This is a genomic window from Allobosea sp. GW821-FHT12C12 (assembly GCF_058807355.1).
The window spans coordinates 146,586-172,562 of the sequence record NZ_JBXAQP010000009.1; the positions used below are offsets into that span (position 1 = coordinate 146,586).

Annotated in this window: 26 protein-coding genes; 16 read left to right on the forward strand and 10 right to left on the reverse strand. The window is 69.9% G+C overall.

Annotated features, from left to right (window positions below; all coding sequences use genetic code 11):
- Positions 1 to 307: 307 nt before the first annotated feature.
- Together AC1RRW_RS14630 and AC1RRW_RS14635 are read right to left on the reverse strand one after the other, a co-directional pair.
- Positions 308 to 1,198 carry an aldose epimerase family protein gene (locus AC1RRW_RS14630; RefSeq protein ID WP_492901503.1) on the reverse strand — a complete coding sequence of 297 codons (891 nt, stop codon included), beginning with the start codon at positions 1,196 to 1,198 and terminating at the stop codon, positions 308 to 310.
- 29 nt (positions 1,199 to 1,227) lie between these two features.
- On the reverse strand, positions 1,228 to 1,995 hold the full coding sequence (locus tag AC1RRW_RS14635; RefSeq protein ID WP_492901504.1) for an IclR family transcriptional regulator domain-containing protein: 768 nt from the start codon (positions 1,993 to 1,995) through the stop codon (positions 1,228 to 1,230).
- Positions 1,996 to 2,077: 82 nt separating this feature from the next.
- Between AC1RRW_RS14635 and AC1RRW_RS14640 the strand changes: the two genes are divergently transcribed.
- The 7 genes from AC1RRW_RS14640 (at position 2,078) to AC1RRW_RS14670 (ending at position 7,569) form a co-directional block, all read left to right on the forward strand.
- Positions 2,078 to 2,935 (forward strand): CoA transferase subunit A, encoded by an 858-nt coding sequence (locus AC1RRW_RS14640; RefSeq protein WP_492901505.1) that lies wholly within the window; start codon positions 2,078 to 2,080, stop codon positions 2,933 to 2,935.
- The gene (locus AC1RRW_RS14645) at positions 2,932 to 3,705 is read left to right on the forward strand and encodes a CoA-transferase subunit beta (protein ID WP_492901506.1); all 774 of its coding nucleotides are present in this window, start codon (positions 2,932 to 2,934) and stop codon (positions 3,703 to 3,705) included. Before AC1RRW_RS14640 ends, AC1RRW_RS14645 begins: the two co-directional genes overlap by 4 nt.
- Positions 3,702 to 4,412, forward strand: coding sequence for a protocatechuate 3,4-dioxygenase subunit beta (gene pcaH, locus AC1RRW_RS14650; RefSeq protein ID WP_492901507.1), 711 nt, complete (start codon positions 3,702 to 3,704; stop codon positions 4,410 to 4,412). Before AC1RRW_RS14645 ends, pcaH begins: the two co-directional genes overlap by 4 nt.
- Positions 4,402 to 4,992, forward strand: coding sequence for a protocatechuate 3,4-dioxygenase subunit alpha (pcaG, locus tag AC1RRW_RS14655; protein WP_492901508.1), 591 nt, complete (start codon positions 4,402 to 4,404; stop codon positions 4,990 to 4,992). The genes pcaH and pcaG overlap by 11 nt, the downstream gene beginning before the upstream one ends.
- 63 nt (positions 4,993 to 5,055) lie before the next feature.
- Entirely contained in the window at positions 5,056 to 5,967 is a 912-nt protein-coding gene (locus AC1RRW_RS14660; RefSeq protein ID WP_492901509.1) for a 2-dehydro-3-deoxygalactonokinase, read from the forward strand.
- The gene (locus AC1RRW_RS14665) at positions 5,964 to 6,872 is read left to right on the forward strand and encodes a ribokinase (protein WP_492901510.1); all 909 of its coding nucleotides are present in this window, start codon (positions 5,964 to 5,966) and stop codon (positions 6,870 to 6,872) included. Before AC1RRW_RS14660 ends, AC1RRW_RS14665 begins: the two co-directional genes overlap by 4 nt.
- A gap of 181 nt (positions 6,873 to 7,053) precedes the next feature.
- Positions 7,054 to 7,569 (forward strand): retropepsin-like aspartic protease family protein, encoded by a 516-nt coding sequence (locus AC1RRW_RS14670; RefSeq protein WP_492901511.1) that lies wholly within the window; start codon positions 7,054 to 7,056, stop codon positions 7,567 to 7,569.
- 13 nt (positions 7,570 to 7,582) lie between these two features.
- Here the strand turns inward: AC1RRW_RS14670 and AC1RRW_RS14675 are convergent, their stop codons facing one another.
- The 8 genes from AC1RRW_RS14675 to crtD all read right to left on the reverse strand — a co-directional run bounded on the left by AC1RRW_RS14675 (position 7,583) and on the right by crtD (position 17,693).
- Positions 7,583 to 8,812 carry a methyl-accepting chemotaxis protein gene (locus AC1RRW_RS14675; protein WP_492901512.1) on the reverse strand — a complete coding sequence of 410 codons (1,230 nt, stop codon included), beginning with the start codon at positions 8,810 to 8,812 and terminating at the stop codon, positions 7,583 to 7,585.
- Between the two features lie 165 nt (positions 8,813 to 8,977).
- Positions 8,978 to 10,105, reverse strand: coding sequence for a DNA replication/repair protein RecF (gene recF / locus AC1RRW_RS14680; protein WP_492901513.1), 1,128 nt, complete (start codon positions 10,103 to 10,105; stop codon positions 8,978 to 8,980).
- A gap of 13 nt (positions 10,106 to 10,118) precedes the next feature.
- Entirely contained in the window at positions 10,119 to 11,234 is a 1,116-nt protein-coding gene (dnaN, locus tag AC1RRW_RS14685) for a DNA polymerase III subunit beta (RefSeq protein WP_492901514.1), read from the reverse strand.
- A 129-nt stretch (positions 11,235 to 11,363) separates the two neighbouring features.
- Entirely contained in the window at positions 11,364 to 12,917 is a 1,554-nt protein-coding gene (dnaA, locus tag AC1RRW_RS14690; protein ID WP_492901515.1) for a chromosomal replication initiator protein DnaA, read from the reverse strand.
- A gap of 788 nt (positions 12,918 to 13,705) precedes the next feature.
- Positions 13,706 to 13,972 carry a 30S ribosomal protein S20 gene (rpsT, locus tag AC1RRW_RS14695; RefSeq protein WP_492901516.1) on the reverse strand — a complete coding sequence of 89 codons (267 nt, stop codon included), beginning with the start codon at positions 13,970 to 13,972 and terminating at the stop codon, positions 13,706 to 13,708.
- A gap of 192 nt (positions 13,973 to 14,164) precedes the next feature.
- Positions 14,165 to 15,157, reverse strand: a complete 993-nt coding sequence (locus AC1RRW_RS14700; protein WP_492901517.1) for a threo-3-hydroxy-L-aspartate ammonia-lyase — start codon at positions 15,155 to 15,157, stop codon at positions 14,165 to 14,167.
- A gap of 113 nt (positions 15,158 to 15,270) precedes the next feature.
- On the reverse strand, positions 15,271 to 16,182 hold the full coding sequence (locus tag AC1RRW_RS14705) for a carotenoid 1,2-hydratase (RefSeq protein ID WP_492901518.1): 912 nt from the start codon (positions 16,180 to 16,182) through the stop codon (positions 15,271 to 15,273).
- Positions 16,183 to 16,184: 2 nt separating this feature from the next.
- On the reverse strand, positions 16,185 to 17,693 hold the full coding sequence (gene crtD / locus AC1RRW_RS14710) for a 1-hydroxycarotenoid 3,4-desaturase CrtD (protein WP_492901519.1): 1,509 nt from the start codon (positions 17,691 to 17,693) through the stop codon (positions 16,185 to 16,187).
- Between the two features lie 142 nt (positions 17,694 to 17,835).
- Here crtD and AC1RRW_RS14715 point away from each other — a divergent pair, with 142 nt between their 5' ends.
- The 9 genes from AC1RRW_RS14715 (at position 17,836) to pufA (ending at position 25,951) form a co-directional block, all read left to right on the forward strand.
- Positions 17,836 to 18,705, forward strand: coding sequence for a polyprenyl synthetase family protein (locus AC1RRW_RS14715; RefSeq protein WP_492901520.1), 870 nt, complete (start codon positions 17,836 to 17,838; stop codon positions 18,703 to 18,705).
- A 175-nt stretch (positions 18,706 to 18,880) separates the two neighbouring features.
- Positions 18,881 to 20,017, forward strand: a complete 1,137-nt coding sequence (locus AC1RRW_RS14720) for a methyltransferase (RefSeq protein ID WP_492901521.1) — start codon at positions 18,881 to 18,883, stop codon at positions 20,015 to 20,017.
- A 107-nt stretch (positions 20,018 to 20,124) separates the two neighbouring features.
- Positions 20,125 to 21,057 (forward strand): chlorophyll synthesis pathway protein BchC, encoded by a 933-nt coding sequence (bchC, locus tag AC1RRW_RS14725; protein ID WP_492901522.1) that lies wholly within the window; start codon positions 20,125 to 20,127, stop codon positions 21,055 to 21,057.
- Positions 21,058 to 21,098: 41 nt separating this feature from the next.
- Complete coding sequence (locus AC1RRW_RS14730; RefSeq protein ID WP_492901585.1) at positions 21,099 to 22,070, forward strand: chlorophyllide a reductase iron protein subunit X; 972 nt, start codon at positions 21,099 to 21,101, stop codon at positions 22,068 to 22,070.
- Positions 22,071 to 22,077: 7 nt separating this feature from the next.
- Positions 22,078 to 23,616, forward strand: a complete 1,539-nt coding sequence (gene bchY / locus AC1RRW_RS14735) for a chlorophyllide a reductase subunit Y (protein ID WP_492901523.1) — start codon at positions 22,078 to 22,080, stop codon at positions 23,614 to 23,616.
- A complete protein-coding gene (gene bchZ / locus AC1RRW_RS14740) occupies positions 23,616 to 25,067 on the forward strand; it encodes a chlorophyllide a reductase subunit Z (RefSeq protein ID WP_492901524.1) in 1,452 nt (483 codons plus the stop codon). Before bchY ends, bchZ begins: the two co-directional genes overlap by 1 nt.
- Before the next feature lie 82 nt (positions 25,068 to 25,149).
- Positions 25,150 to 25,383: a hypothetical protein gene (locus AC1RRW_RS14745; protein ID WP_492901525.1), complete on the forward strand. Its 234-nt coding sequence runs from the start codon at positions 25,150 to 25,152 to the stop codon at positions 25,381 to 25,383.
- A 132-nt stretch (positions 25,384 to 25,515) separates the two neighbouring features.
- Positions 25,516 to 25,734 (forward strand): light-harvesting antenna LH1, beta subunit, encoded by a 219-nt coding sequence (gene pufB, locus AC1RRW_RS14750; RefSeq protein ID WP_492901526.1) that lies wholly within the window; start codon positions 25,516 to 25,518, stop codon positions 25,732 to 25,734.
- A gap of 16 nt (positions 25,735 to 25,750) precedes the next feature.
- Positions 25,751 to 25,951, forward strand: coding sequence for a light-harvesting antenna LH1, alpha subunit (pufA, locus tag AC1RRW_RS14755; protein ID WP_492901527.1), 201 nt, complete (start codon positions 25,751 to 25,753; stop codon positions 25,949 to 25,951).
- Positions 25,952 to 25,977 lie beyond the last annotated feature (26 nt).

Consider the following 25,977-nt stretch of genomic DNA (forward strand, 5'->3'; position numbering starts at 1 on the left):
GCGCGCTGGCGGCGGCCTTCGCGCCCGACGACGCCGATCGGTCTCACCAGTTGCGCCCCCCGGAGTGTGTGATGCGTCGCGTCCTCGGCATCCTGGCCTTTCTCGGCCTGTCGCTGCTCGCCCTCTTTCCGGCGCGGGCCGGCGTCGACGTCCGGGTCGATCTCGCGGCCCAGCGCATGACCGAGCTGGGATACGGCGCGGGGCCAGATCCTGCTGCGCCCGGCCCTTCCGTCCGGAGCGCTCGGCTACCATCCCTCCGACATGCCGCGCTACCACCAGACCGGCCCGCGCTGGCGCTGAGCACAGCTCAAAGCGCCGCCGGCGCGATCCGAAGCCAGCCCGAGAGCGTCTCGCCCGGCTCCAGCCGCATCAGCGGCGCGGCTTCGCGCGCCGGCTTCTCGCTGGGCGAACCGATCGCGTGGCTCTGCGGCTCGACGCAGAGGAAATCCGCGCCCGCCGGCGCCCAGACCACCGGACAGCGCAGGGTTTCGCTCGCTGTCAGGGTGAGGCCAAGCCCGGTCGAGGGCGTCTCGATGCGCGCGACGCCGTCCCAGCCGAGGAAACTCCATGCCGTTTCGCGACCCGTCGCGAAAACCGGCTTGCCGGCATAGGGGCCGCCGCCGGACAGATCTTGCGAGCCCGTCGCGCGAAAGGCCTCGCCGAAGACGAGCGCGCCCGTCGCGGTCATACCGAGTTGCGTGTCGGGCGCGCAGGCAAACCAGGGATGATGGCCGAGGCCATAGGGTAGGGCCTGGTCCGCCTCGTTGGTGACCGCGATCGCGACGGTCATGCCGGCCGGATCCAGGCTGACGTCCTGCGTCGCCCGGTAGCGATAGGGGTCCGACCCGGTCGTCCTTCGGTGCTCCAGCGCGATATGGCTGGCGGTCCGACCCAGGATTCTCCAGGCGGATTGCCAGCCGAAACCGTGGATGTTGCCGCCGCCATGGACGTTGTTCTCCGGCACGGTGAAGCGGCGTCCGCCGTCGTCGACCACGCCGCCGAAAGCGCGGTTGGCGAAGGGGACCATCGCCCAGCTCCCGAACATGTTGGGCCGGCGGGTCGACGGCGTCGCGCCGTCCGGCGCATGCAGCAGCCTGTGTAAGCGCCCGTCCGGCCGCCGCCAGTCGAGTCCGGCAACGATGCCGCCGGCGTCCGGCACGATGCGGGCGCTCAGCGCGCCGGCGGTCAGGGTGATCATCGGCACGGATCTTTCATGGGATTTGCTCTTCACTTGATCAGCGGCTGGAGCTGCAGCCGCATCGCCTGCATGCGCGGCAGGAAGCGCGCGACCATCGCCTCGGCCGGGACCCGCTGCACCTGCACCGACAGGTTGAACGCGCCGACGACCGCGCCGCGATGGCTGAGCAGCGGCATGGCGAGCGAGGCCAGCCCGAGTTCGAGCTCCTGGTCGACAAGGCACCAGCCCTGCGCGCGCACATCCTCCAGCAGCGCCATCAGCCTGGCCGGATCGGTGACCGTGCGCGGCGTCAGCGCGCGCGGTGTCCCGGCCCGGATCAGCGCCTCGGCGGCCTGCGGCTCCAGCGCCGCCAGCAGCACGCGCCCCATCGAGGAGCAGAACGCCGGCAGGCGCGAGCCGACCGACAGCCCGACCGACATGATGCGGCGCTGGGCCGAGCGCGCGATATAGACGATCTCGTGCCCGTCGAGCAGCGACGCGGAGGAGGATTCATGCGCCTCCTCCGAAAGTCGTTCGAGGAAGGGCTGCACCAGCTGCGGCAGCGCCGTCGAGGCGAGCCAGGCATAGCCGAGCCGCAGCACGCGCGGCGTCAGCCGGAAGAACTTGCCGTCGAATTCGGCATAGCCGATCCTGGCCAGCGTCAGCAGGCAGCGGCGCGCGGCCGCCCGCGACAGCTCGGTGGCGCGGGCGACATCGGCGATGGTGAGCCTGTCATGGACGGCGTCGAAGCACTCGATCACCGCCAGCCCCTTTTCGAGGGCCGCCATATGGTCGCGGTCTGGCGTTCCGGCCGGCATGCTTGACCCGTTTCTCCGCACGGCATAAAGTGCGATAATCAAAACATTGTGCGATAAACGCACATTTCGAGGAGATGTCAAGGTGGCGGAGTTCGTCTCCCTGAGCGAGGGCGTCGAGGCGGTCCTGAGCGATGGCTGCTCCGTCGCGATGGAGGGTTTCACTCATCTGATCCCGCACGCCGCCGGCCACGAGGCGATCCGCCAGGCGAGAAAGCGGCTGACGCTGATCCGGATGACGCCCGACCTGGTCTACGACCAGATGATCGGCATGGGCTGCGCCGAGAAGCTGGTGTTCTCCTGGGGCGGAAATCCCGGCGTCGGCTCGCTCCATCGTTTCCGCGACGCGGTCGAGAACGGCTGGCCGCATCGGCTGGAGATCGAGGAGCACAGCCACGCCGCCATGGCCAACGCCTACGAGGCGGGCGCGGCGAACCTGCCCTTCGCCGTATTCCGCGGCTACAAGGGCGTCGATCTGCCGTGCGTCAACGGCCGGATCGGATCGGTGACCTGTCCCTATACCGGCGAGGTGCTGGCGACGGTTCCGGCGATCCGTCCGGACGCCGCGATCATCCACGCCCTCAAGGCCGATCGCGAGGGCAACGTCATGCTGGAAGGCATCGTCGGCGTGCAGAAGGAGGCGGTGCTGGCGGCGAAACGCGCGCTCGTCACGGTCGAGGAGATCGTCGAGGATTTCGGGCCGCGCAACGCCAACGCCGTGATCCTGCCGGCCTGGACCGTCACCGCGATCGCCCATGTGCCCGGCGGGGCCTTCCCCTCCTACGCGCAGGGCTACACCAGGCGCGCCAACGACTTCTACATCGCCTGGGACAAGATCGCCCGCGAGCGCGAGACCTTTCTGGCCTGGATGAAGGCGAACGTGCTGGAGCGGGGTCCCGAGGTTTTTGCATCGCATGCGGGCGCGAAGCGGGAGGCCGCGTGATGACCGCGACCCCGACCGAGATGATGACCATCGCCGCCGCGCGGCTGCTGACGAATGGCGACGTCTGCTTCGTCGGCATCGGCGCGCCCTCGGCCGCCTGCAACCTCGCCCGGCTGACGCATGCGCCGAAGATCACGCTGATCTACGAATCCGGCACGCTCTCGACGCGTCCCTCCGTGCTGCCGCTCTCGATCGGCGACGGCGAACTCTGCGACACGGCGCTGACCACCGTCTCGGTGCCGGAGATGTTCCGCTACTGGCTGCAGGGCGGCCGCATCACCATCGGCTTCCTGGGCGGCGCGCAGATCGACCGCTTCGCCAATCTGAATACGACGGTGGTCGGCCCCTATGACGCGCCGAAGGTCAGGCTGCCCGGAGGCGGCGGCGCGCCCGAGATCGCCAGCAACTGCCAGCAGATCTTCGTCACCATGGCGATGGGGGCGCGCGCCTTCGTCGAGAAACTGCCCTTCATCACCTCCTTCGGCCATGGCGCGGGCAAGGGCGACCGCGAGCGGCTCGGCCTGAAAACCAAGGGCCCGACCAAGGTGATGACCGATCTCTGCGTTCTAGAGCCCGACCCGGAGACGGCGGAGCTCGCCGTGACCTCGCTGCATCCCGGCGTGACGCGCGAGCAGGTTCAGGCCGGCTGCGGCTGGCCCCTGCGTTTTGCCGCCTGCGTGGCGGAGACTCCGCCCGCGACCGAGCAGGAACTCAACGTGCTGCGCGACCTGCATGCGCGCACCAAGCGAGCCCATGGAGTGGCGGCATGAGCCTGATCTACCCGCTGGACGGCCTGACGGCGCATCCCGCCAACGCCTCGCCCGACTACAAGTCGACCCTGAAGCGCGCGCCCTCGCAGCCGCTGATCCTGCTGCCGCACACGCTCTCGGAGACGACGGGGCCGGTCTTCGGCCATGTCGCGGTCACCGAGACCGACATGGACCTGACGCGCCAGCACGCGGGCGAGCCGATCGGCGAGCGCATCATCGTCACCGGCCGCGTGCTGGACGAGGACGGGCGGCCGGTGCCGCGCACGCTGGTCGAGATCTGGCAGGCCAACGCGACCGGCCGCTACGTCCATGTCCGCGACCAGCATCCGGCCCCGCTCGATCCGAACTTCACCGGCGCTGGCCGCGCGCTGACCGATGCGGACGGGCGCTACCGCTTCGTCACGATCAAGCCCGGCGCCTATCCCTGGCGCAACCATCACAACGCCTGGCGGCCGGCCCATATCCACTTCTCGCTGTTCGGACCGAGCTTCCTCTCGCGTGTCATCACCCAGATGTATTTCCCGGGCGACCCGCTGTTCCGATACGATCCGATCTTCCAGTCGATCACCGACGAGCGCGTGCGCGACCGCCTGGTCTCGCGCTTCGACATCAGCACGACCGAGGACCACTGGGCGCTGGCCTATCAGTTCGACATCGTCCTGCGCGGGCGCGAGGCGACGCCGACGGAGGAGCCGCATGAGCACTGAACCCGAGAACACCGAGGCAAAGCCGGAACTGACGCCCTCCCAGACGATCGGCCCGTTCTTCGCCTATGCATTGACGCCGCGCGCCTATGGCGGGCGCGAACTCTTCACCGGGCAGGTCGCGGCGGAAGGCATGGCCGGCGAGCGGATCCGCGTCGAGGGCACGGTCTTCGACGGCGACGGCGCGGCGGTGAGCGACGCGATGATCGAGATCTGGCAGGCGGACGGGCAGGGGCGCTTCAACGCCGCCGGCAATGCCGGCTTCACCGGCTTCGGGCGCTGCGAGACGAGCGCGGAGGGCGGCTACTTTTTCGAGACGGTGCGGCCGGGCGCGCTGCCCGGACCGCACGGGACGAGGCAGGCCCCGCATCTCACCGTGTCGATCTTCGCGCGCGGCGTTCTGGTGCGGCTGATGACGCGGATTTATTTCTCCGACGAAGCCGCCAACATGTCCGACCCGGTCCTCGCTCTGGTGCCGTCCGAGCGCCGCGATACGCTGGTCGCCAGGCGCGGGCCGGACGGCGTCTTCCGGCTCGACATCCGCCTGCAGGGCGACGGCGAGACGATCTTCTTCGAGGCGTGAGCGGCACTCGCCATGACGGCGCAGGATCGCTAAACCGGGCCGACCGACCGCCGGAGCCTGCCCATGCCAAGTCCGCGATCACACCCGCCCCTGATCGCGCTCGACTGGGGCACCACCCGCGCCCGCGCCTTCCTGATCGGCGAGGACGGCGCGGTCGTCGACCGGCGCAGCGCCGACCAGGGCATCCAATCCGTGCCGGAGGGCGGCTTTCCCGCCGCCTTCGAGGCCATCGCCGGGAATTTCCGCCGCGCGCGGCCTGACGCCGCGATCATGCTCGCCGGCATGGTCGGCAGCCGCAATGGCTGGGTCGAGGCGCCCTATGTCGCCTGCCCCGCGACGCCGCACGCCATCGCCGCGTCCGCGATGCAGGTCACGCTGGCGGATGGCGCGAGCGCGTTGATCCTGCCCGGCCTCTCCTGCGACGAGGGGGCCTTCGACGTGATGCGCGGCGAGGAGACGCTGATCGTCGGCCTCGGACTCGATCACGGCGTCGTCTGCCTGCCGGGCACGCATTCCAAATGGGCTCAGGTCGAGGGTGGCCGCATCACCCGCTTCGCCAGCTTCATGACCGGCGAGGTCTATGGCCTGCTGCGCCAGAACTCGATCCTGTCGCGGCTGGCGGCCGAGCCCGCGGGCGGCGAGGCGACAGAGGGCGCGCGGCTCGGCTTCGCGGCGGCGGGTCGGGCAGGCGGGCTGCTCAACGCCGCCTTCGCGGCCCGCACCGGGGTTCTGGCCGGCCGCATGGCTCCCGGCTGCGTCGGGCCGTTTCTTTCGGCGCTGCTGGTCGGGCAGGAGATCGCCGGCGCGCTCGCTCTCCTCGGGCGGCCGGACCGGGTCCATCTCGTCGCGCACGGGGTCATGGCGGACAGCTACGGCGCGGGACTTGCCGCTGCCGGCCTCGCCTTCGAGACCGTCGCGCCGGAAGCCGCCTTCATCGCAGGTGTCGGCCTGCTCGCGAGAGGACTGGAATCGTGATCGTCGTCTTCGGCTCCCTCAACGTCGATCTGGTGACAGTGGTCCAGCGCCTGCCGAAAGCCGGCGAGACCGTGATGGGACCGGACTATGCGCTGCATCCCGGCGGCAAGGGCGCCAACCAGGCGCTCGCCGCCCGCCGCGCCGGCGCTGAGGTCGCCCTCGTCGGCGCGGTCGGGCGCGACGGCTTTGCCGAGATCGCCTTGTCGCTGCTGGCGCAGGACGGCGTCGGTCTCGCCCATGTCGCCCGCATCGATGCCCCGACCGGCGCCGCCTTCATCGCGGTCGAGGCGACGGGCGCGAACCAGATCGTCGTCGCCGCCGGCGCGAACGCGCGGGCAGACGCGTCGGCGCTGTCTGGTTTGCCGCTCGGCGAGACCGACATCCTGCTGCTGCAGCGCGAGGTTCCCGAAGACCAGTGCCTGATCGCGGCGCGGGCGATGAAACGGGCCGGCGGCCGGGTCATCCTCAACCTCGCCCCGGCCGGCGCGCTTTCAGCCGATCTCCTGGCCTGTCTCGACATCCTGATCGTCAACGAGCACGAGGCTCTGATCCTGGCCGAAGCGCTCGGCTGGCCGGCTCTGGAGCCGGACGATTTCGCCAGGCGCATCGACGCCGAGCGCGAACTCGCCTGCATCGTCACGCTCGGCGCGGACGGCGTCGTCGGCTGGCATGGCGGGGTGCGCCGGCGGCTCGATGCGCCGAAGGTCGCGGTGGTCGACACGGTCGCCGCCGGCGATAGCTTCTGCGGCGCATTCGCCGCGGCGCTGGCGGGAGGTTACGGCTTTTCCGGGGCGTTGCAGCGCGGGCTCGCGGCCGGCTCGCTCGCCTGCGCCAGCGCCGGCGCGCAGCCGAGCGTGCCGCGACGCGAGGCGATCGAGGCGCTGGTCGGCGCGGCGTTCATCTGAGAAACGGCCCGGCTCGACACGTGCCGTTAAGGGTCTTGGCGCGAAGCGGGCCCGAACCGGCGCGATCCCTGCAATCGCGCCGATCGACTTCACCCTTCGTCAGCACCTCGGCCGCCATCGTCGGCGGGCTGTCGACGCAAGCTGGAATGGTCGGATGGGGCAAAGTCCGTTGCGATGGGCCTTGGGCGTTGCTGCCGCGACCGCGCTCGGCGCGGCCGGGTATGGCGACAGGATCGCCGGCTTCACGGGTGGCGATGCGCCGAGCCTTGCGACGGCGCGCGCGTCCGGTCCGGCCCCTGCGCCTGTCGCCGCCCCGCCCGCGGTCCGGCCGACCCTCACAGTCGCCGCCGATTATCGCGGTCACTACGTCGTGCATCCCTCGATCGACAATTTCCGCATCAGGATGATGGTCGACACCGGCGCGAGCGTCGTGGCGTTGACGGCCGCCGATGCGCGCGCGCTCGGCATCCAGCTCTCGTCGAGCGACTACAAGATGACGCTCAATACCGCGAACGGCGCGGTCAAGGGCGCGCGCGTCAATCTGCGCGAGATCAGGCTCGGCGATATACTGGTGCGCAACGTCGAGGCGGTGGTGCTGCCGGCCGGCGCGCTTTCGATCAGCCTTCTCGGCGCGTCCTTCCTCGGCAAGCTGCAGGGTTACGAGGTCCAGACCGGGCGGATGGTGCTGCGCGGCTGAGGCCGGGCGAGGCTCAGCCGCTCTGGGCGATGGTGGTGCGGTGGCGCTCGGCCCGCGCGCGTGCGACTTCGCCGAGGAAATCGCCGATCGAGCGTTCGAGTTCCTGCGACAGGCTCGACGTCGCCTTGACGCGCTCGTCCATCTGCCGCGCCAGCGTCGCGGCCTCACCCGCGATGCCTTCGACGAGCGCGGCATGATGGGCAATGGCGTCGACGCCCGATGACGAGGTTTCGGCCTGGCCGGCGATGGCGTCGATCCGGCCGGCCTGGTCGGCGACCGATTCCGCGACGATGCGGGCGCTTTCCTGCATCGCCTGCATCGAGAGGCTGAGCTCGCGCACCGCAGTCTCGATCGCCTCGCCGGCGCTGACGACCTCGTCGACGCCGTGACGGATCGTCTCGGTCGCGCTGTTGGTGGCGTTGGCGAGAGACTTGACCTCGGCGGCGACGACGGCGAAGCCCCGGCCGGCCTCGCCGGCGCGCGCCGCCTCGATGGTGGCGTTGAGCGCCAGCAGATTGGTCTGCGAGGCCAGGTTGCGGATCAGCTCGACGACGCTGCCGATGCGCTCATTGGCCTGGCGCAGCGCCTGGACGTTGTCGGTGATGCCGCGGCATTCGGCGCTGGCCTCGTCGGTGGCGCGCGTCGAGGTCGCCGTCTCCCGCATGATGCGGGCGCTGGAGGCCCCGAAATCGCGCGTCGCCCTGACGATCTCGGCGACCGAGGCCGAGACCTGCTCGGGCCGGCGCTGGGTCCCGGCCACCGCCTGCAGCGTCGCGCCGGCCTTGTCGGCGAGCCGTCCCGACAGGCCCGCGACCTCGCCCATGCCGGATTCGATCGCGGAGATGCGCTCGGCGATCCCGTCGCGGAAGGAGCGCTCCAGCACCGAGAGCTTGTCGTTGATGCCGTTCTCGATCGTCTCGTCGAAGCAGGACAGCGAGAACGAGATGTCGGTCAACATCACCGTGCAGAAGACGCGCAGCGCCGCGTCGACCGGCCCCCAGCGCCGCTTCCAGCCTGCGACGATCAGGGCCGAGAAGCGCGAGAAGTCCTCGGCGAAGAACTGCGGATAGTCGGCGAGGCAGATCTTGCGGCCATTGGCGCGCATGATGATGCGGTTCTTGGCCGCGACATAGATGTCGTCGAGCTCGAGCCGGAACAGCTTGCGGTATTTCAGCGTCTCGTCGGCATAGGTTTCCGGTTGGCGCAGATGCAGGGCGTCGCCGAAGGTCTTCTGGTAGAGCATCCTGACGGAGGCGTCGAAATGCGGCTCCAGGATCGCCAGCAGATGGCCGGCGATGGCCGGTCGGCAGCCGAGAATTGAGGCAGCTTGGGTTGCATAGCGCGCAGTTTCGCCAAGAATGGTTAATCGTTCTTCGCGTTCCGGCCGGAAAGGGTTTTGAACACGGCTTCAGCCGAGGCCTATGACGGTCCCAGGTTTCACCAGCAGCCGCTGCGCGCCGGTCGGCAGGTCGGAAAACAGCGCCGGGTCGGCCCCGGTCAGCCAGATCTGGCAGCCGAGCCGGGTCAGCCCGTCATAGAGCGCCGCGCGCCGGCGCGGATCGAGATGGGCCGCGATCTCGTCGAGCAGCACCAGCGGCGCGATGCCGGTCATCGCCGCGACGAGGCGGGCATGCGCGAGCACGAGCCCGATCAGCAATGCTTTCTGCTCGCCGGTCGAGCCGAGCTCGGCCGGGATGTCCTTCCGGGCATGGCGCACGACGAGGTCGGAGGCCTGCGGACCGACGAGCGCGCGCCCGGCGGCGCGATCGCGAATGCGGCTCTGTCGCAGCACGGCGCGATAGGCGTCCTCGGCGTCGAGCGCCGGCCGGCTTCCGACAAGCTCGTCGATCTCGCCGGCCAAGGTCAGGGCGGCGTCGGGGAAGGGCGAGGCGACGGCGCTGCTCTCCGATATGATCGCGGAGAGCCGCGCCACCGTCTCGGCGCGCGCCGCCGCGACCGCGACGCCGAGTTCCGCGATCTCGCGCTCGACCCCGTCGAGCCAATGGGTTTCGTGGGGCGTTTCCTCGAGGATGCGGTTGCGCGAGCGCAGGCCCCGCTCGAGCGCATTCGATCGGGCGGCGTGCGCCGGGTCGACCGCCAGCACGAGCCGGTCGAGGAAGCGGCGGCGCTCGCCGGCGGCGCCCCTAAACAGCCCGTCGAGATCGGGCGTCAGCCAGACCAGCCGCAGATGCTCGCCGAAGGCCAGGGCCGAGCCGGCCGCGACGCCGTCGATGCGGGCGAGCCGCGCCCGTCTGCCATCGCCATCGGGAAGGCCAAGCCCGACGCCGAGCTTCGGGCCGTCTCCGGCGAGCGCCACCGACACCGCGAAGGAGCCGGGACCGCCTTGCCGCGCCATGGCGGGCAGTTCCGCCCGGCGCAGGCCGCGTCCCGGCGCGAAGAGCGAGAGCGCCTCCAGCAGATTGGTCTTGCCGGCGCCGTTCTCGCCGACGAGCGCCAGGATTCGGCCCCCGATCGCGAGATCGAGGGCCTCGTAGGAGCGGAAATCCTGCAGGATCAGGCGCGCGACGGCGGCCACGGAGAACCGCGGCCTAGACGCGCATCGGCATCAGCACATAGAGCGCCGACGCTCCCTCGCGGTCCTGGATCACGGTCGGCGAGCCCGGATCGGCGAGCTTGAGCAGGGCGGTGTCGCCGTCGAGCTGGGCTGCGATATCCATCAGGTAGCGCGCGTTGAAGCCGATATCGAGCGGGCTCGCAGCGTAATCGACCTCGATCTCCTCGGTCGCGGAGCCCGAATCGGGATTGGTCACCGAGAGCGTCATCCGGCCATCGGCCATGGACAGCTTCACGGCGCGGCCGCGCTCGGACGAGATCGTCGAGACGCGGTCGACGGAGGCCGCGAAATCGCCCTTGTCGACGGTGAGCAGCTTGTCGTTGCCGCTGGGAATGACGCGCTGATAGTCGGGGAAGGTGCCGTCGATCAGCTTGGAGGTCAGCACCACGGCCTGGGCCGCGATGCGGATCTTGGTGGCGGAGAGCTCGACCGAGACCTCGCTGTCGCCATCCTCCAGCAGCTTCTGGATCTCGGCGACCGCCTTGCGCGGCACGATCACGCCCGGCATTCCGGCGGCGCCCTGCGGGGCGGCGGTATCCACGCGGGCGAGGCGGTGTCCGTCGGTCGCGACGGCGCGCAAGAGGCTGCGGCCCTCGACCTCGATCGCATGCAGATAGATGCCGTTGAGATAGTAGCGCGTCTCCTCGGTCGAGATCGCGAACTGGGTCTTGTCGATCAGCCGCTTCAGCTCGCCCGCCGCCAGCCTGAAGCTGTGCGCCATCTCGCCGGCGGTGATGTCGGGGAAATCGCTCTCCGGCAGGGTCTGGAGCTGGAAGCGCGAGCGCCCGGAGCGCAGCACGAGGCCGGTGTCGCCGGTGGTCTCCAGCGAGACCTGCGCGCCGTCGGGCAGCTTGCGCACGATGTCGTAGAGCGTATGCGCCGGCACCGTGGTCGCGCCGGATTCCGCGACATCGGCCGGCGCCGTCTCGACCACCTCGATGTCGAGGTCGGTCGCCTTCAGCCTGAGACCGCCATCGGTGGCGCCGAGCAGCAGATTGGAGAGGATCGGGATCGTGTTGCGGCGCTCCACCACGCGATGCACGTGGCCCAGCGACTTCAGCAGCGTGGAACGTTCGACCGTGACCTTCATAGCAATCGTCTTCTGGCGTGGCTTGCGCCCGCGCGGTCGCGCGGGCGGCGGAGTGGCCGCAGACATTGCCGGAGGGCGTCTGGCGGCGCAAGGGCGCAGAGCGCGCCGCGCACAGCCCTCGTCGCGGTCTTACTCCTGCAGCATGCGCTTCAAAAGATCGACCTCGTCATGCAGCGAGCGGTCCTCGCTGATCGCCTTCTCGATCTTGCGCACGGCGTGCAGAACCGTGGTGTGGTCGCGTCCGCCGAAGCGGCGGCCGATCTCGGGCAGGGAGCGCGGCGTCAGCGCCTTGGCGAGATACATCGCGATCTGGCGCGGCTTGACCACAGCGGCGGTGCGCCGCTCCGACAGGATGTCGGCCCGGCTGACATTGTAGCGCGAGGCGACGAGCTTCTGGATCTCCTCGATCTTGACGCGGCGCGGCTCGCGGGTGCGGACGAGATCGCGGATCGCGGCCTCGGCCGTCTCAAGCGTGACGGGCTGGCCCGACAGCGTCGCATGCGCCAGCAGGCGGTTGGCGGCGCCGTCGAGATCGCGGCCGTTGGTGGCGACGACGCGGGCGACATAGCTCACGACGTCCGGGTTGACGTGGAAATTGGCATGGGTCGCCTGGAGCGCGGCCAGCCGCGCGCCGATGATCCTGGCGCGCAGTTCCTCGTCGAGATCGCCGACCTCGACCACGAGCCCGCCGCCGAGCCGCGAGCGGATGCGCTCGTCGAGCGTCTCCAGATCGTTGGCGAGCCGGTCGCCGGCGACGACGATCTGCTTGCCGGCGTCGATCAGCGCGTTGATGGTGTGGCCGAACTCCTGCTGGATCGAGCGGCCCTGGATGAACTGGACGTCGTCGACGACGAGCAGGTCGATGCCGCGCAGCTTCTCCTTGAAGGCGAGCGCGGTCTGCGCCTTGAGCGCCGCCACGAAGCCGTACATGAAGCGGTCGGCCGTGAAATAGGCGACGCGCTTGCCCTGACGGCGGGCCTCCTGGGCGATCGCCTGCAGCAGATGGGTCTTGCCGAGGCCGACGCCGGCATGGAGATAGAGCGGGTTATACGGCGACTGGCCGGCCGGCGCTGCCGCGATCCGCTCCGCGGCGGCGAAGGCGAGCTGGTTCGACTTGCCGACGATGAAGCTCTCGAAGGTCATGCGCCGGTCGAGCAGCGTGCCGCAGGCGTCGACGAGATCGGCCTCGCCGGCCGAGGCGGCCATCTTGTCGACAGGGCTCTGCGCGGCGGCCGGAGCGGCGCCGGCAGCGACGGGCGTGGCGCGGGGGCGTTGCGGAGCGCCCGTCTCGCGGATCGTATTGGGACTCGCCTCGCGCGCCACCTGGCGCACCGAGAGCACGATGCCGTTGAGTCCGGCCAGTTCGGCCATGCAGTTGACCCGCAGCCGCTCGGCGTAATGCGCCTCGAGCCAGCTCTTCAGGAAACGGGTCGGCACCGTCAGATAGGCCACGCCGTCGACGATCGCGCCGATCTCGACACGGGCGAACCAGCTCGAGAAGACGTCCTCGCCGAGCTCGGCCCGCAGGCGCCGGCGCACCCGCTCCCAGGCCTCCGCGATCGAGACAGGCCTGGGCTCCTCGTCGCCGTCGCCGCCGGGTCCCAGCAGCGGCAGCTCCGCCACCAGAGTCACGGGAGCCGCCGCTGCCGCGATCGCCTCGGTCGTATCCTGCCGTTCGAACATTGGTCTGCCCCATCTTCCAAAATCTGGCGCGCTTCGACGGGGACGATCGCGCATGACCGCCCCGCCGGCGCTGTTGGCCGGTTGAAATGCCGGACCCATCCGCGCGACGGCCTCAGCCGCGCGGGTTGCCCGTCCCCGATGTCTTCGATTACGCTAGACTGCTCGCCGCAGGCGGAACCGCACCTCGTCTCAGGTCAACAAGACAAAGCACAGCACCTCCAACCCCCCTAGGTCGCGAGCCAAAACGCCAATCATCTTTCGGAAATCCCCGGCGGCCATTGCTGTCCGGTCGGCGATGAAAAGACCTTACAGGTCGCTCTCGAACGGGCGCAATATGCCTGCGGGCCGGCTTCCCGGAGTCACCCCCGAAGCGACCCGGGATGACCTACCGGCAGGCCGGTTGCAATTGGTTGGGGAACTTAAGATTTTCTTCACCAAGCCGGCTTTTGAGAGGCCCCAAATCTTTTTTTTGAAGACGCCCTCCGGCCGCCCGAAGAGTCCGCGGGATTCCGGCCCGCCAAGTGCTTTGCCTGCTAAATTGATGAAAAATATAGGCTTTTGATGCGCGGCCAAAATGGCTGCCAGGCCGATTTTCCGACCCTGAGAGGCGACCAAGAGTCAAGCGCGCAAAGCCGTGGAAAGATTGCGAAATCGACTTGCCAGAGCTTGCGATTCGGACATTTCGGCAGCGTTGCCCGAATGCAACAGCGAGATCGTCAGCCAACGAAAAACCCGGCCTCTCGGCCGGGTTCGACATCCCTGAAATCGCGGTCGGGAACGGCCCGTGATCAGGCGCCGAGAGCGCCGACCCGGGCCGACAGGCGCGAGACCTTGCGGGAGGCGGTGTTCTTGTGGACCACGCCCTTCTGGGCGGCGCGCATGATCTCCGGCTGGGCGGCCTTGAGAGCGGCGGCGGCGGCGCTCTGGTCGCCGGAGGCGATCGCCTCCTCGACCTTGCGCAGGAAGGTGCGCATCCGCGACCGGCGCGCCTTGTTGACCTCGGTGCGACGCGCGATCTTGCGCGTGGCCTTTTTCGCCGACGTCGTATTGGCCATCGGAAAGATCCTCGTCGTCATCGTGGTCGGACGCCCGGGCTTTCATGCCCGGCGAGGACCGACCGCTACCATATGGAAATGCGGGTGCGCTGACCTGGGCTTTCGCCCGGCATCGCGAGAGGCTGGGCTATAGTCGCTGATCCGCCCGGCGTCAACGGCCGATTGCGGCTCCGATGACGTTTGGACGCGCGCTCAGGCGATGAACCGGGCGAAACTCGCCAGATCGACATTGCCGCCGCTGATGATGACGCCGACGCGCTTGCCCCTGACCGGGACGGCCCCGGAAAAGGCCGCCGCCGCCGCGAGGCAGCCGGTCGGCTCGACCACGAGCTTCATGCGCTCGGCGAAGAAGCGCATGGCCTCGACCAGTTGCGCGTCGCTGACGGTCAGGATGTCCTCGACCAGCGCCTGGATGATCGGGAAGGTGTAGTCGCCGAGGAAGGAGGTCTGCGCGCCGTCGGCGATGGTCTTGGGCACCGCGATCTTCACGATCTTGCCCGAGCGGAAGGATTGCTGGCCGTCATTGCCGGCCTCCGGCTCGACGCCATAGACTTGGCACGCCGGGTTCAGCGCCTTGGCCGCGAGCGCGGCGCCCGAAAGCAGCCCGCCGCCGCCGAGGCAGACCAGGAGGATGTCGAACGGGCCGGCGTCCTCGATCAGCTCCTTGGTCGCCGTGCCCTGGCCGGCGATGACGTCGGGATGGTCGTAGGGCGGGATCAGCGCAAGCCCGCGCTCGGCCGCGATGCGGTTGCCGATCTCGAGCCGGTCCTGGCTGTAGCGGTCGTAGAACACGACCTCGCCGCCATAGCCCCTGGTCGCCGCGACCTTGGCGGTGGGCGCGTCCTCCGGCATGATGATCGTCGTCGGCACGCCGAGAAGCTGGCCGGACAACGCGATCGCCTGGGCGTGGTTGCCGGAGGAGTAGGTCAGCACCCCGGCCTTCTTCTGTTCGGGCGAGAGCGCCGAGATGGCGTTGTAGCCGCCGCGGAACTTGAAGGCGCCCATGCGCTGCAGGTTCTCGGGCTTGAAGACGAGGCTCGCGCCGGTGCGCCCGTCGGCGGTGCGCGAGGTCAGCGCCGGCGTGTGATGGGCGACGCCTCTGATCCGGCCGGCGGCGGTCTCGACGTCCGTATAGCTCGGCAGGACGAGCGCGCTGGCGGGCTCGATGCGTGCGGCGGCGGTCATGGGGTCATCATCCTGCGCTGAGGCGGCGTGTCCGCCATGGTGTCAGCACAGGCGGGCGCGCTTCAAGTCGAAGTAAGTCGCGGCCGCCATGCGTCGGGCTGATCGGTCGCGCTTCAACGCCGGCGCGGCATGCGGAAGGGCAGCATCGCCTGGACGACCGGGCTCCTGAAGCGGTCGAGCGAGAGGCTTTCATGCATCGCGGTCACCGCCTCGCCATCGAGATGCGTCCGCACCAGCGAGCGCGCATAGAACGGCGTATCCTCCAGCGTCTCGACGAGCTCCGCCGGGCGGCCCGCATCGCCGCGCGTCTCGCGCGCGATCCGCCAGCCGCTCTTGCGCAAGGGCGCGACCGGCGGCGGCGGGAACGCGCCCGTCCTGCCGTGCTGGTCGAAGCGCCAGCCATAGTCGAAGGCCGAGCCGTCGCGGCGCGTGCCGCCATAGAGCACGGACGCGCCCTCGCGCGTGAGCGCGCGCGACCAGTGCCAGTCGCGAAATCCGTCCGCGATCGGGGCGTCGCCCCGGTTCATGTCGAGATAGCCCGGCCCCCGCCAGCGCAGATCGGGCTCTTCCAGATCGACCTCGACGGTCGAGAGCGGCGCGATCGGCCACCAGCAATGGTTGCCGACAGGATTCAGCGTCACGACATGGTCGGTGATCGCCTGCGGCCGGACGCGGACCGTGCCGCGCACCCGCCGAGGGATCGGCAGCGGCATGCCGATCTCGTCGATCGCGATGGTCAGGGTCCCGCCGCCCCAGTGCAAAGCGCTCGGGCCGACGGTGAAGCGCTCCGGCGCGACCGCGACATGCCGGCGGCCGCGCTCGGTCATGGTCCAGCGCCCGACGCCCGGCCCGTAGAGCGCGACGTTGAGCGCGCAGTGGTTCAGCGGGTCGGCCGGGCCACGTCGCCGCGCCCGCGCATAGTAAGGCGAAAAGACGCTGCCGATGAAGGCGATGATGCCGAGGCCGTGGCGGCCGTCATCGCTCAGCGCATCGACATACCACCAGACATAGCCGCCCGGCGGCACGGCTACGTCGAAGCGCGGTCCGCCAGCAGCGCCTGCGCCGCGATAAGCCCCGACAGGGCCGCCATCGGGACGCCCGGCCCCGGATGGACCGAGCCCCCCGCCCAGTACAGCCCCGGCAGGCGCGAGCGCGAGCCCGGTCGGGCGAAGCTCGCCATCGCGCCATGCGTCGCCCGGCCGTAGAGCGCGCCGCCCGTCGCCGGGAAGCGCTTCTCCCAGTCGCAGGCTTGAGTCGTCAGGACGTGATCGTGCTGGAGCTTGACCGTCAGCCCGCAGGCGGCCAGCCGCGACAGGGTCGTATCCAGGCATTGCGCGATCTCCGTGGAAGGCAGGGGGCCGTGGTCGCCGGTGGGCGGGGCGTTGACGAGGATCAGCAGGCGCTCGGCGCCGGCCGGCGGCGGCCCTGTCGATGTAGCGTCCGCTTCCTGGCGGTCCTGCGCGCAGACATAGATCGTCGGCTCGGCCGGCAGCCGGCCGCGCTTGAAGATGGCGTCGAACTCGGCGCGATAGTCGCGCGAGAAGAAGACGTTGTGCCGGTGCAGCGGGAATCCCGAGGTCCGCGCCACCGCCGACCAGGTCACGGCCGAGAGCGAGCGGTCGGACGGCTTGATCGCCGGCGCGAAGGCGGCGGCATCGGGTCCGAAGCGGCCGGACGCGATGGCGTTGACGTCGGCGTTGCTGAGGACGGCGTCGCAGAACAGCGTCTCGCCGTCGCCCAGATGCACGCCCGCCGCGCGGCCTCCGGCGACGACGATCTCGGTGACCGTCCTGCCGTAGATCAGCCGCGCGCCCCTGGCGGCGGCGAGCCCGGCCAGCGCCCGCGCCAGCCCGTGCATGCCGCCATCGACCGTCCAGACGCCCTCCTGCTCGACATGGGCGACGAGCATCAGCGTCGCGGGCGCCGCGAACGGCGAGGAGCCGCAATAGGTGGCGTAGCGGCCGAAGAGCTGGCGCAGGCGCTGGTCCGTGAAGGCTTTTCCGAGCGCGTCCCACAAGGTCGCGAAAGGGCTCGTCGACCAGAGCTTGCCGAGCCCGCCAAATCCCGCCTGCTGGACGAGGTCGAGCGGACTCGGGCGCTCGCGCGCCATGAACGAATCCTTCAGCGCATCGTGGATGCCGCGCGCCCGTTCGCAGAAGGCGAGGTAGTTGCGCCCCTCGGCCGGGCCGGCGAAGGCGGCGATGGCGTCGGCGGAAACCTTGCGGTCGGCGAAGAGATCGAGCCGCTCGTCCCCGCTCCAGGCGTGCCGGGCCAGGATCCTGGCCGGCGTCAGCGTCAGATGCGCGTCGAGCGCCTCGCCGATCTCGGCCAGGATCCTGTCGAAGACCCAGCGCATGGTCAGCACCGTCGGCCCCGCATCGAGCTTGCGATGGTCGACCAGGACCTCGCGCATCTTGCCGCCGGGCTGGTCCTCCTTCTCGACCAGCGTGACCTCGAAGCCCTTGGCCGCGAGCAGCAGCGTCGCGACGAGCCCGCCCATGCCGGCGCCGATCACCACGATGCGCTGCCTGGCCATCCCGACTCAGTCCTCTCACCGTCCTTGCGCCCGCAAGGACGGCCCGCGCCTTTCCGGATTGACTTCCCAATCCCGACTGTCCAATCTACTTTACACATGGAATGACAGTTTGAAAGAACGATCATTCGCGGGGGAGACGGCGATGGACGCGGGCGCACGCATCGAACAGACCCTGACCGCGGCCTTGCAGGCCTCCGGACATCGTGACTGTCCGCCGCTTCTCGCCAATGCCATGCGCTACGCGGTCTTTCCCGGCGGCGCCCGGATCAGGCCGCGCCTGACGCTGGCGGTGGCCAAGGCCTGCGGCGACAGCCAGCCGGAGCTGGCCAATGCGGCCGCGGCCGCGATCGAGTTCCTGCACTGCGCCTCGCTCGTCCATGACGATCTGCCCTGCTTCGACGACGCCGACATCCGGCGCGGCAAGGCCTCGGTGCACAAGGCCTATGGCGAGCCGATCGCCGTGCTCGCCGGCGACGCGCTGATCGTGCTCGCCTTCGAGACGTTGGCCGAGGCCTCCGCGCGCCAGCCGCAGCGGCTTGGCGCGCTGATCCGCGTCGTCGGCGGGGCCGTCGGCAGCCGGGGCGGCATCGTCGCCGGCCAGGCCTGGGAATCGGAACCGGCGATCGACTGCTCGCTCTACCATCAGGCCAAGACCGGCGCGCTCTTCGCCGGCGCGACCATGGCAGGCGCGGCCGCGGCGGGCGTGCCCCATCACGACTGGCGCGGTCTCGGCGAAAAACTCGGCGAGGCTTTTCAGATCGCCGACGACATCCGCGACGTGGCGGCGACACCCGAAGAACTCGGCAAGCCCTGCGGCCAGGACGCGGCGCACCTGCGTCCCAACCACGCGCTGGCGCATGGGCTCGGCCCGGCGATCGCCCATCTCGACGAACTGGTGCTGGAGGCGATCGCCTCGATCCCGGCCTGTCCCGGGCGGAGCGAGCTCGGCACGCTGATCGGCCTGACCGCGAAGAGCTTTCTGCCCGAGGGGCTGCAGCGCCGGGCGGCGTAAGTTCGCCGAGGAGCACTGCCCTAAGTCCCTCCCCCTGGCGGGAGGGGCTGGGGTGGGGCGAACGACCTCGCGAGTCGTCTTTTGCCAGGAGCTATCCGGGAGGCGATCCATTCTTCACGCGCTCACCAGGCGGGACGCCCCCCACCCCAAGCCCTGCCCACACGGGGAAGGGGCTTTGCGGGCATCGCCGTCGAGCGCCCCGTCATGGGCCGACCGTATCGCCTCTCTCCGCAACCGCCTCGTCGCCACGCCGCGCTTTCAGCGCTTCGCCGCCGCCTTTCCGCTGACGCGGCCGATCGCCGAGCGGCAGTCGCAGGCGCTGTTCGATCTCTGCGCCGGCTTCGTCTATGCCCAGGTGCTGGCGGCGTGCGTGAGGCTCGACCTGTTCGCGATCCTCGAGCCGGCCCCGCTGACGCCGGCCGAACTCGCGCCGCGCCTCGCGATGACGCCCGACGCCGCCGGGCGGCTCCTGAAGGCGGCGGCCGCGCTCAGGCTCGTCGAGCCGCGCTACGGCGGGCGCTACGGCCTCGCCATGCTCGGCGCGGCGCTGGCCGGCAATCCCGGCGTCGGCGCGATGATCGCGCATCACCATATGCTCTATGCCGATCTCGCCGATCCGCTGGCGCTGCTGCGCGGCCAGGCGCAGCCGACGCAACTGTCGCGCTTCTGGAGCTATGCGCGGGCGAGCGACCCGGCGAACGCGCCGCCACAGGACGTCGCCGCCTACAGCGCCCTGATGGCGGGCTCGCAGCACCTCGTCGCCGACGACATCGTCGCTGCTTACGATTTTCACCGCCACCGCCGCGTCGTCGATATCGGCGGCGGCGAGGGCGCGTTCCTCAGCGTCGTGGCCCAGCATGCGCCGGACCTCGCCCTGACGGTGTTCGACCTCCCGGCCGTGGCCGAGCGGGCCAGCGTGCGCTTCGCCGAGAAGGGGCTGGCGAGTCGCGCCCGAGCCATCGGCGGAGACATGCATCGCGATACGCCGCCGGGCGACGCCGACCTCTACACGCTGGTCCGGGTGCTGCACGACCATGACGACGACGCGGTGCGCGCGCTGCTCGCTCGCCTGCGCCGCGCGATGCCGCCGGACGCCGCGCTGCTGATCGCCGAGCCCATGGCTGGCACGCCCGGCACGGCGCGCATGGCGGACGCCTATTTCGGCTTCTACCTGCTGGCCATGGGGTCGGGCCGGGCCCGCACGCCGGCCGAGCTGACGCAATTCCTGGCTGAAGCGGGCTTTTCCGAGATCCGCGCGCTGCGCACCCGCCGGCCGCTCCTGACCGGCGCGCTCAGCGCCCACGCGGCCTGACAGGATAAGTGTAAGTTCAAATTGACATCCAAGATTGTTGATCTAACCTGACAGTCGGGTGGCAGGGGCCGACTTCGCGGCGGAGACCCGGCCTCAAGAGTGCTCCGATGCAAGCGCTGGCCGTCCTCGTCGAGAAACCCGAACATCTGGCGCTTCGCCGGCTCGAACTGGTTTCGCCCGGCGCGGAGGATGTCGTGGTCGCCACCGAATGGAGCGGCATCTCGACCGGCACCGAGCGCCTGCTCTGGTCGGGCCGCATGCCGCCTTTTCCGGGCATGGGCTATCCGCTGGTTCCCGGCTACGAATCGGTCGGCCGCGTGACGCAGGCGGGCGCGAAGTCCGGCCACGAGATCGGCACGCGCGTCTTCGTGCCGGGTTCGCGCGGCTTCAAGGATGCGCGCGGGCTGTTCGGCGGCGCCTCCTCCCGTCTCGTCGTGCCCGGCGCCAAGGCTGTGGCGATCCCCGATCATCTCGGCCAGGCCGGCGTGCTGCTGGCCTTGGCCGCGACCGCGCAGCATGCCCTGGCGGGCCACGCCCTGCCGGATCTCATCATCGGACATGGCGTGCTCGGCCGCCTGCTCGCCCGCATCGCGGTCGCCCATGGCGGCGCGCCGGTGGTGTGGGAGAGCAATCCGCTGCGGGCTGCCGGGGCGGAGGGCTACGCCGTCGTCTCGCCAGGGGCCGACAGCCGCGAGGACTATCGCGCGATCTGCGACGTCAGCGGCGACGCCGCGCTGCTCGACACGCTGATCGGGCGGCTCGCGCCGGGCGGCGAGATCGTGCTCGCCGGCTTCTACGACCAGCCGATTTCCTTCGCCTTCCCGCCCGCCTTCATGCGCGAGGCGCGCCTGCGCATCGCCGCCGAATGGAAGCCGGCCGACCTCGACGCCGTGCAGGCGCTGCTGACCGAGGGCCGGCTCTCGCTCGACGGGCTGATCACCCACAGCGCCGCCGCCAACGACGCTCCGCAAGCCTACCGCACCGCCTTCGGCGACCCGCTCTGCCTGAAGATGATCCTGGACTGGAGAGCCTGCTCGTGAACATCCAGATCAGAAATCCGATCCCCTCTCCCGCCGCCGCCATGGCCGCGCGCCTGCGCGAGGAGGCGGCGCGGCCTGAAGCCGAAATCGTCACGACCGCGCCGACCAAGGAAACCCAGATCATCGCGATCTACGGCAAGGGCGGCATCGGCAAGTCGTTCACGCTGGCCAATCTCAGCTACATGATGGCCCAGCAGGGCAAGAAGGTGCTGCTGATCGGCTGCGATCCGAAATCCGACACCACCTCGCTGCTGTTCGGCGGCAAGGCCTGCCCGACCATCATCGAAACCTCCTCGCGCAAGAAGGCCGCCGGCGAGGAGGTCCGGATCGGCGATGTCTGCTTCAAGCGCGACGGCGTCTACGCCATGGAGCTCGGCGGCCCCGAGGTCGGGCGCGGCTGCGGCGGGCGCGGCATCATCCACGGCTTCGAGCTGCTGGAAAAGCTCGGCTTCCACGACTGGGGCTTCGACTTCGTCCTGCTCGACTTCCTCGGCGACGTGGTCTGCGGCGGCTTCGGCCTGCCGATCGCCCGCGACATGTGCCAGAAAGTCATCGTCGTCGGCTCCAACGACCTGCAGAGCCTCTACGTCGCCAACAATGTCTGCTCGGCGGTCGAGTATTTCCGCAAGCTCGGCGGCAATGTCGGCGTCGCCGGCATGGTCATCAACAAGGACGACGGCACCGGCGAGGCGCGGGCCTTCTGCGACAAGGTCGGCATCCCGGTGCTGGCCGCGATTCCCGCCAATGACGACATCCGCCGCAAGAGCGCCAACTACCAGATCGTCGGCCGTCCGGGCGACGTCTGGGCGCCGCTGTTCGAGGAGCTCGGCCTCAACGTCGCCGAATCGCCGCCGATGCGGCCGACCCCGCTGACGCAGGACGGCCTGCTCTGCCTGTTCTCCAAGGAGACGACCGGGGCCGATTTCGTGCTCGAGCCGGCGACGATGGAGGACATGTGCGGGCCGTCGGCCGCCAGGAAGGCCTCTCTCGAAGTCGTCTACGACGCGGTCTGAGGCGGCGATGACGATCCACCAGCCTGTGCCCGGCGCTGCCTCCGCCCCCGCGATCAACGCGGCGGCGACGCAAGGCGATGGGCTCGGCTGCCATTCCGGCAAGGACGCGCTGCGGGCCGCCGCGGCGAGCGCCGGCAACGGCGAGATGCTGGAGCGCTTCGCGCGCGATTATCCCGTCGGCCCGCACGACAAGCCGCAGAGCATGTGCCCAGCCTTCGGCTCGCTTAGGGTCGGCCTGCGTATGCGCCGCACCGCGACCGTTCTCTCGGGCTCCGCCTGCTGCGTTTATGGCCTGACCTTCACTTCGCATTTCTACGGCGCGCGTCGCTCGGTCGGCTATGTCCCGTTCAATTCGGAGACGCTGGTCACCGGCAAGCTGTTCGAGGACATCCGCGAGGCGGTGTTCAAGCTCGCGGATCCCGCGCTCTACGACACCATCGTCATCACCAATCTCTGCGTGCCCTCCGCCTCGGGTGTGCCGCTGCGGCTGCTGCCGAAGGAGATCAACGGCGTCCGTATCATCGGCATCGACGTGCCGGGCTTCGGCGTGCCGACCCATGCCGAGGCCAAGGATGTGCTTGCCGGAGCGATGCTGGCCTATGCCCGCAAGGAAGCCGAGGCCGGCCCGGTCCAGGCTCCGCGCGCCGGCAAGGCCCAGCGCCCGACCGTGACGCTGCTCGGCGAGATGTTCCCGGCCGATCCCGTCGGCATCGGCATGATGCTGGAGCCGCTGGGGCTGGCCGCCGGTCCCGTCGTGCCGACGCGCGAATGGCGCGAGCTCTATGCCGCGCTCGACTGCGCCGCGGTCGCGGCGATCCATCCGTTCTACACGGCCTCCATCCGCGAATTCGAGGGGGCCGGCCGCACGGTCGTCGGCTCCGGCCCGGTCGGCGTCGACGGCGCGGCGGCCTGGCTCAAGGCGATCGGCGATGCCTGCGGCGTGGCGGGCCCGCTGGTCGAATCGGCGCAGAACAAGCTGCTGCCGGCGATCAGGGGCGCGCTTGCGACCATGCCGATCAGGGGCCGGATCACGCTCTCGGGCTATGAGGGCTCGGAACTGCTGGTCGCGCGCCTGCTGGTCGAGAGCGGGGCCGACCTCCGCTATGTCGGCACCGCCTGCCCGCGCACGCCTTGGTCGGAGGCCGACCGCGACTGGCTCGCCTCCAAGGGCGTGATGGTCAACTACCGCGCCACGCTGGAGCAGGATCTCGCCGCCATGGCCGAGTTCCGGCCCGATCTCGCCATCGGCACGACGCCGGTGGTCCAGAAGGCCAAGCAGCTCGGCATTCCGGGGCTCTATTTCACCAACCTGATCTCGGCCCGGCCGCTGTTCGGGCCGGCCGGCGCCGGCTCGCTCGCCCAGGTCGTCAACTCGGCGATAGGCAACAGGAGCCGCATGGACGCGATGAAGGCGTTCTTCGCCGGGGTCGGCGAGGGCGACACCGCGGGCACCTGGCAGGACACGCCGAAACTGCATCCGGACTTCCGCGAGAAATTCGCCAGACGCGCCGCCAAGGCCAGGGCGATCGCCGAGGAGATCCCGTGATGCTGATCCAGGATCACGATCGCGCCGGCGGCTATTGGGGGGCGGTCTACGTCTTCTGCGCCATCAAGGGCCTCCAGGTGGTCATCGACGGACCCGTGGGCTGCGAGAACCTGCCGGTGACCTCGGTGCTGCACTACACCGACGGCCTGCCGCCGCACGAGCTGCCGATCGTGGTGACCGGCCTCGCCGAGGAGGAACTCGGCCAGCACGGCACCGAGGGCGCGATGAAGCGCGCCAATGCGGTGCTCGATCCGCATCTGCCGAGCGTCGTGGTGACGGGCTCGATCGCCGAGATGATCGGCGGCGGCGTCACGCCCGAAGGCGCCAACATCCAGCGCTTCCTGCCGCGCACCATCGACGAGGACCAGTGGCAATGCGCCGACCGGGCGCTGTTCTGGCTCTGGAGCGAATACGGCGCCAAGCGCGGCATCGTGCCCAGGCCCAAGCCCCGCAAGGAGGGCGCCCGGCCCAAGGTCAACATCGTCGGCCCGGCCTATGGCATGTTCAACATGCCCTCCGACCTCGCCGAGGTCAGGCGCCTGATCGAGGGCATCGGCGCCGAGGTCCACATGACCTTCCCGCTCGGCTCGCATCTGGCGGAAGTGCAGCGACTGGCCGACGCCGAGGTCAATGTCTGCCTCTATCGCGAATATGGCCGGCTGCTCTGCGAGGCGCTCGACCGGCCCTATCTGCAGGCGCCGATCGGCCTGCATTCGACCACCGCCTTCCTGCGCTCTCTCGGCGAGCTCCTGGGTCTCGATCCCGAGCCCTTCATCGCGCGCGAGAAGCACACCACGATCAAGCCGCTCTGGGATCTCTGGCGCTCGGTGACCCAGGACTTCTTCGGCACCGCCTCCTTCGCCATCGTCGCCAACGAGACCTACGCCCGCGGCATCCGCCATTTCCTCGAGGACGAGATGGGCCTGCCCTGCACGCTCGCCGTCTCGCGCCGCGCCGGCACGAAATCCGACAACGACGCGGTGCGCGCCTCGCTGAAGGAGAAGCCGCCGCTGGTCCTGTTCGGCTCGTTCAACGAGCGCATGTACATGGCCGAGGCCGGCGGGCGCGGCGTCTATATCCCGGCCTCCTTCCCCGGGGCGGTGATCCGCCGGCACACCGGCACGCCGTTCATGGGTTATTCCGGCGCGACCTACCTCGTCCAGGAGGTCTGCAACGCGCTGTTCGACGCGCTCTTCCACATCCTGCCGCTCGGCGCCCAGATGGACGCGGTCGAGGCGACGCCGTCGCGGCTGCATCGCGAGCTGCCCTGGTCGGACGAGGCCAAGGCGATGCTCGACGCCATCCTCGAAAAGCAGCCCGTGCTGGTGCGCATCTCGGCCGCCAAGCGCATGCGCGACGCCGCCGAATCCCGCGCCCGCCGTGACGGCGACGAGCGCGTCACGACCGGCCATCTCGACGCCGCCGGATCCCGCGAGGGAGCTCTCGCATGAGCCCCCTCGCTCGTCATTTCGATCCGGCCGGGCCGCGCCCCGGCGACGGTCCGCAACGCCTTGCAGAAGGGGAGACAAACCCATGACCATGCAGTTCTCGGCGCGCCATTCCGGAGACGGCCCGTCGCGGCATGCGAAGTCCGCCGCCGACCGCCGGATGTGCCGTCGTCTCGTCGTGGCGTCGATGCCGGTCTTCCTCGTCGCGACGCTGGTTCGCCGGCTGGTGCGGCCAGCCCCGGCCAGCCGGCGGCTCTCGCTTTACGCGGAGGCGCGCGCCAGCGCCTACGCCACGATTCCCTTCATGTTCATGGGCTGAGGCTCTGGACGCTGAAGGACGCGAGCTCCCGCCCGGTTCGCCGGACGGGGGAAAGCCGGAGGTCAAAGACCGGCGCCCAGCCGCACGGGACCCGTGCGGTAACGGCCGCAAGGCCAGACGAAAGGACAGATCATGACAGAGAGAGACTCGCTGTCAGGATTGACCGAAGCGGAAGCCCAGGAATTCCACGGCTTCTTCATCACGAGCTTCATCGCTTTCACGGTCATCGCCGTGATCGCGCATTTCCTGGTGTGGTCGTGGCGGCCCTGGCTGCCCGGTCCCAACGGGTATGCGTCCCTCGATGAAGGCGTACGGACGGCCGTCACGGCCGCCGTATCCCTGATCTCGTGACGAGGAGCGGACCATCATGTGGAAAATCTGGCTGTTGTTCGATCCGCGTCGCACGCTGATCGCTCTCTTCACCTTCCTGTTCGGGCTCGCCATCCTGATCCATTTCATCCTGCTCTCCACGAACAGGTTCAACTGGATCGAAGGCCCGAAGAAGGCCGCTGCGGCGCTGCAGATCGAGGCTCCGGCCTCGGATGTGGTGATCCGGCGCATCGGTTGACGAAATCGGTGACGACACTGGCGGAC

What these genes read in the sequence shown, in the direction of transcription:
- AC1RRW_RS14630 (WP_492901503.1), bottom strand. Translation starts at nt 1,198, where the DNA reads ATGATCACCCTGACCGCCGGCGCGCTGAGCGCCCGCATCGTGCCGGAC.
- AC1RRW_RS14635 (WP_492901504.1), bottom strand. Translation starts at nt 1,995, where the DNA reads ATGCCGGCCGGAACGCCAGACCGCGACCATATGGCGGCCCTCGAAAAG.
- pcaH (WP_492901507.1), top strand. Translation starts at nt 3,702, where the DNA reads ATGAGCCTGATCTACCCGCTGGACGGCCTGACGGCGCATCCCGCCAAC.
- pcaG (WP_492901508.1), top strand. Translation starts at nt 4,402, where the DNA reads ATGAGCACTGAACCCGAGAACACCGAGGCAAAGCCGGAACTGACGCCC.
- AC1RRW_RS14660 (WP_492901509.1), top strand. Translation starts at nt 5,056, where the DNA reads ATGCCAAGTCCGCGATCACACCCGCCCCTGATCGCGCTCGACTGGGGC.
- AC1RRW_RS14675 (WP_492901512.1), bottom strand. Translation starts at nt 8,812, where the DNA reads ATGCTCTACCAGAAGACCTTCGGCGACGCCCTGCATCTGCGCCAACCG.
- dnaN (WP_492901514.1), bottom strand. Translation starts at nt 11,234, where the DNA reads ATGAAGGTCACGGTCGAACGTTCCACGCTGCTGAAGTCGCTGGGCCAC.
- dnaA (WP_492901515.1), bottom strand. Translation starts at nt 12,917, where the DNA reads ATGTTCGAACGGCAGGATACGACCGAGGCGATCGCGGCAGCGGCGGCT.
- rpsT (WP_492901516.1), bottom strand. Translation starts at nt 13,972, where the DNA reads ATGGCCAATACGACGTCGGCGAAAAAGGCCACGCGCAAGATCGCGCGT.
- AC1RRW_RS14700 (WP_492901517.1), bottom strand. Translation starts at nt 15,157, where the DNA reads ATGACCGCCGCCGCACGCATCGAGCCCGCCAGCGCGCTCGTCCTGCCG.
- crtD (WP_492901519.1), bottom strand. Translation starts at nt 17,693, where the DNA reads ATGGCCAGGCAGCGCATCGTGGTGATCGGCGCCGGCATGGGCGGGCTC.
- AC1RRW_RS14715 (WP_492901520.1), top strand. Translation starts at nt 17,836, where the DNA reads ATGGACGCGGGCGCACGCATCGAACAGACCCTGACCGCGGCCTTGCAG.
- bchC (WP_492901522.1), top strand. Translation starts at nt 20,125, where the DNA reads ATGCAAGCGCTGGCCGTCCTCGTCGAGAAACCCGAACATCTGGCGCTT.
- AC1RRW_RS14730 (WP_492901585.1), top strand. Translation starts at nt 21,099, where the DNA reads ATGGCCGCGCGCCTGCGCGAGGAGGCGGCGCGGCCTGAAGCCGAAATC.
- bchY (WP_492901523.1), top strand. Translation starts at nt 22,078, where the DNA reads ATGACGATCCACCAGCCTGTGCCCGGCGCTGCCTCCGCCCCCGCGATC.
- bchZ (WP_492901524.1), top strand. Translation starts at nt 23,616, where the DNA reads ATGCTGATCCAGGATCACGATCGCGCCGGCGGCTATTGGGGGGCGGTC.
- AC1RRW_RS14745 (WP_492901525.1), top strand. Translation starts at nt 25,150, where the DNA reads ATGACCATGCAGTTCTCGGCGCGCCATTCCGGAGACGGCCCGTCGCGG.
- pufB (WP_492901526.1), top strand. Translation starts at nt 25,516, where the DNA reads ATGACAGAGAGAGACTCGCTGTCAGGATTGACCGAAGCGGAAGCCCAG.
- pufA (WP_492901527.1), top strand. Translation starts at nt 25,751, where the DNA reads ATGTGGAAAATCTGGCTGTTGTTCGATCCGCGTCGCACGCTGATCGCT.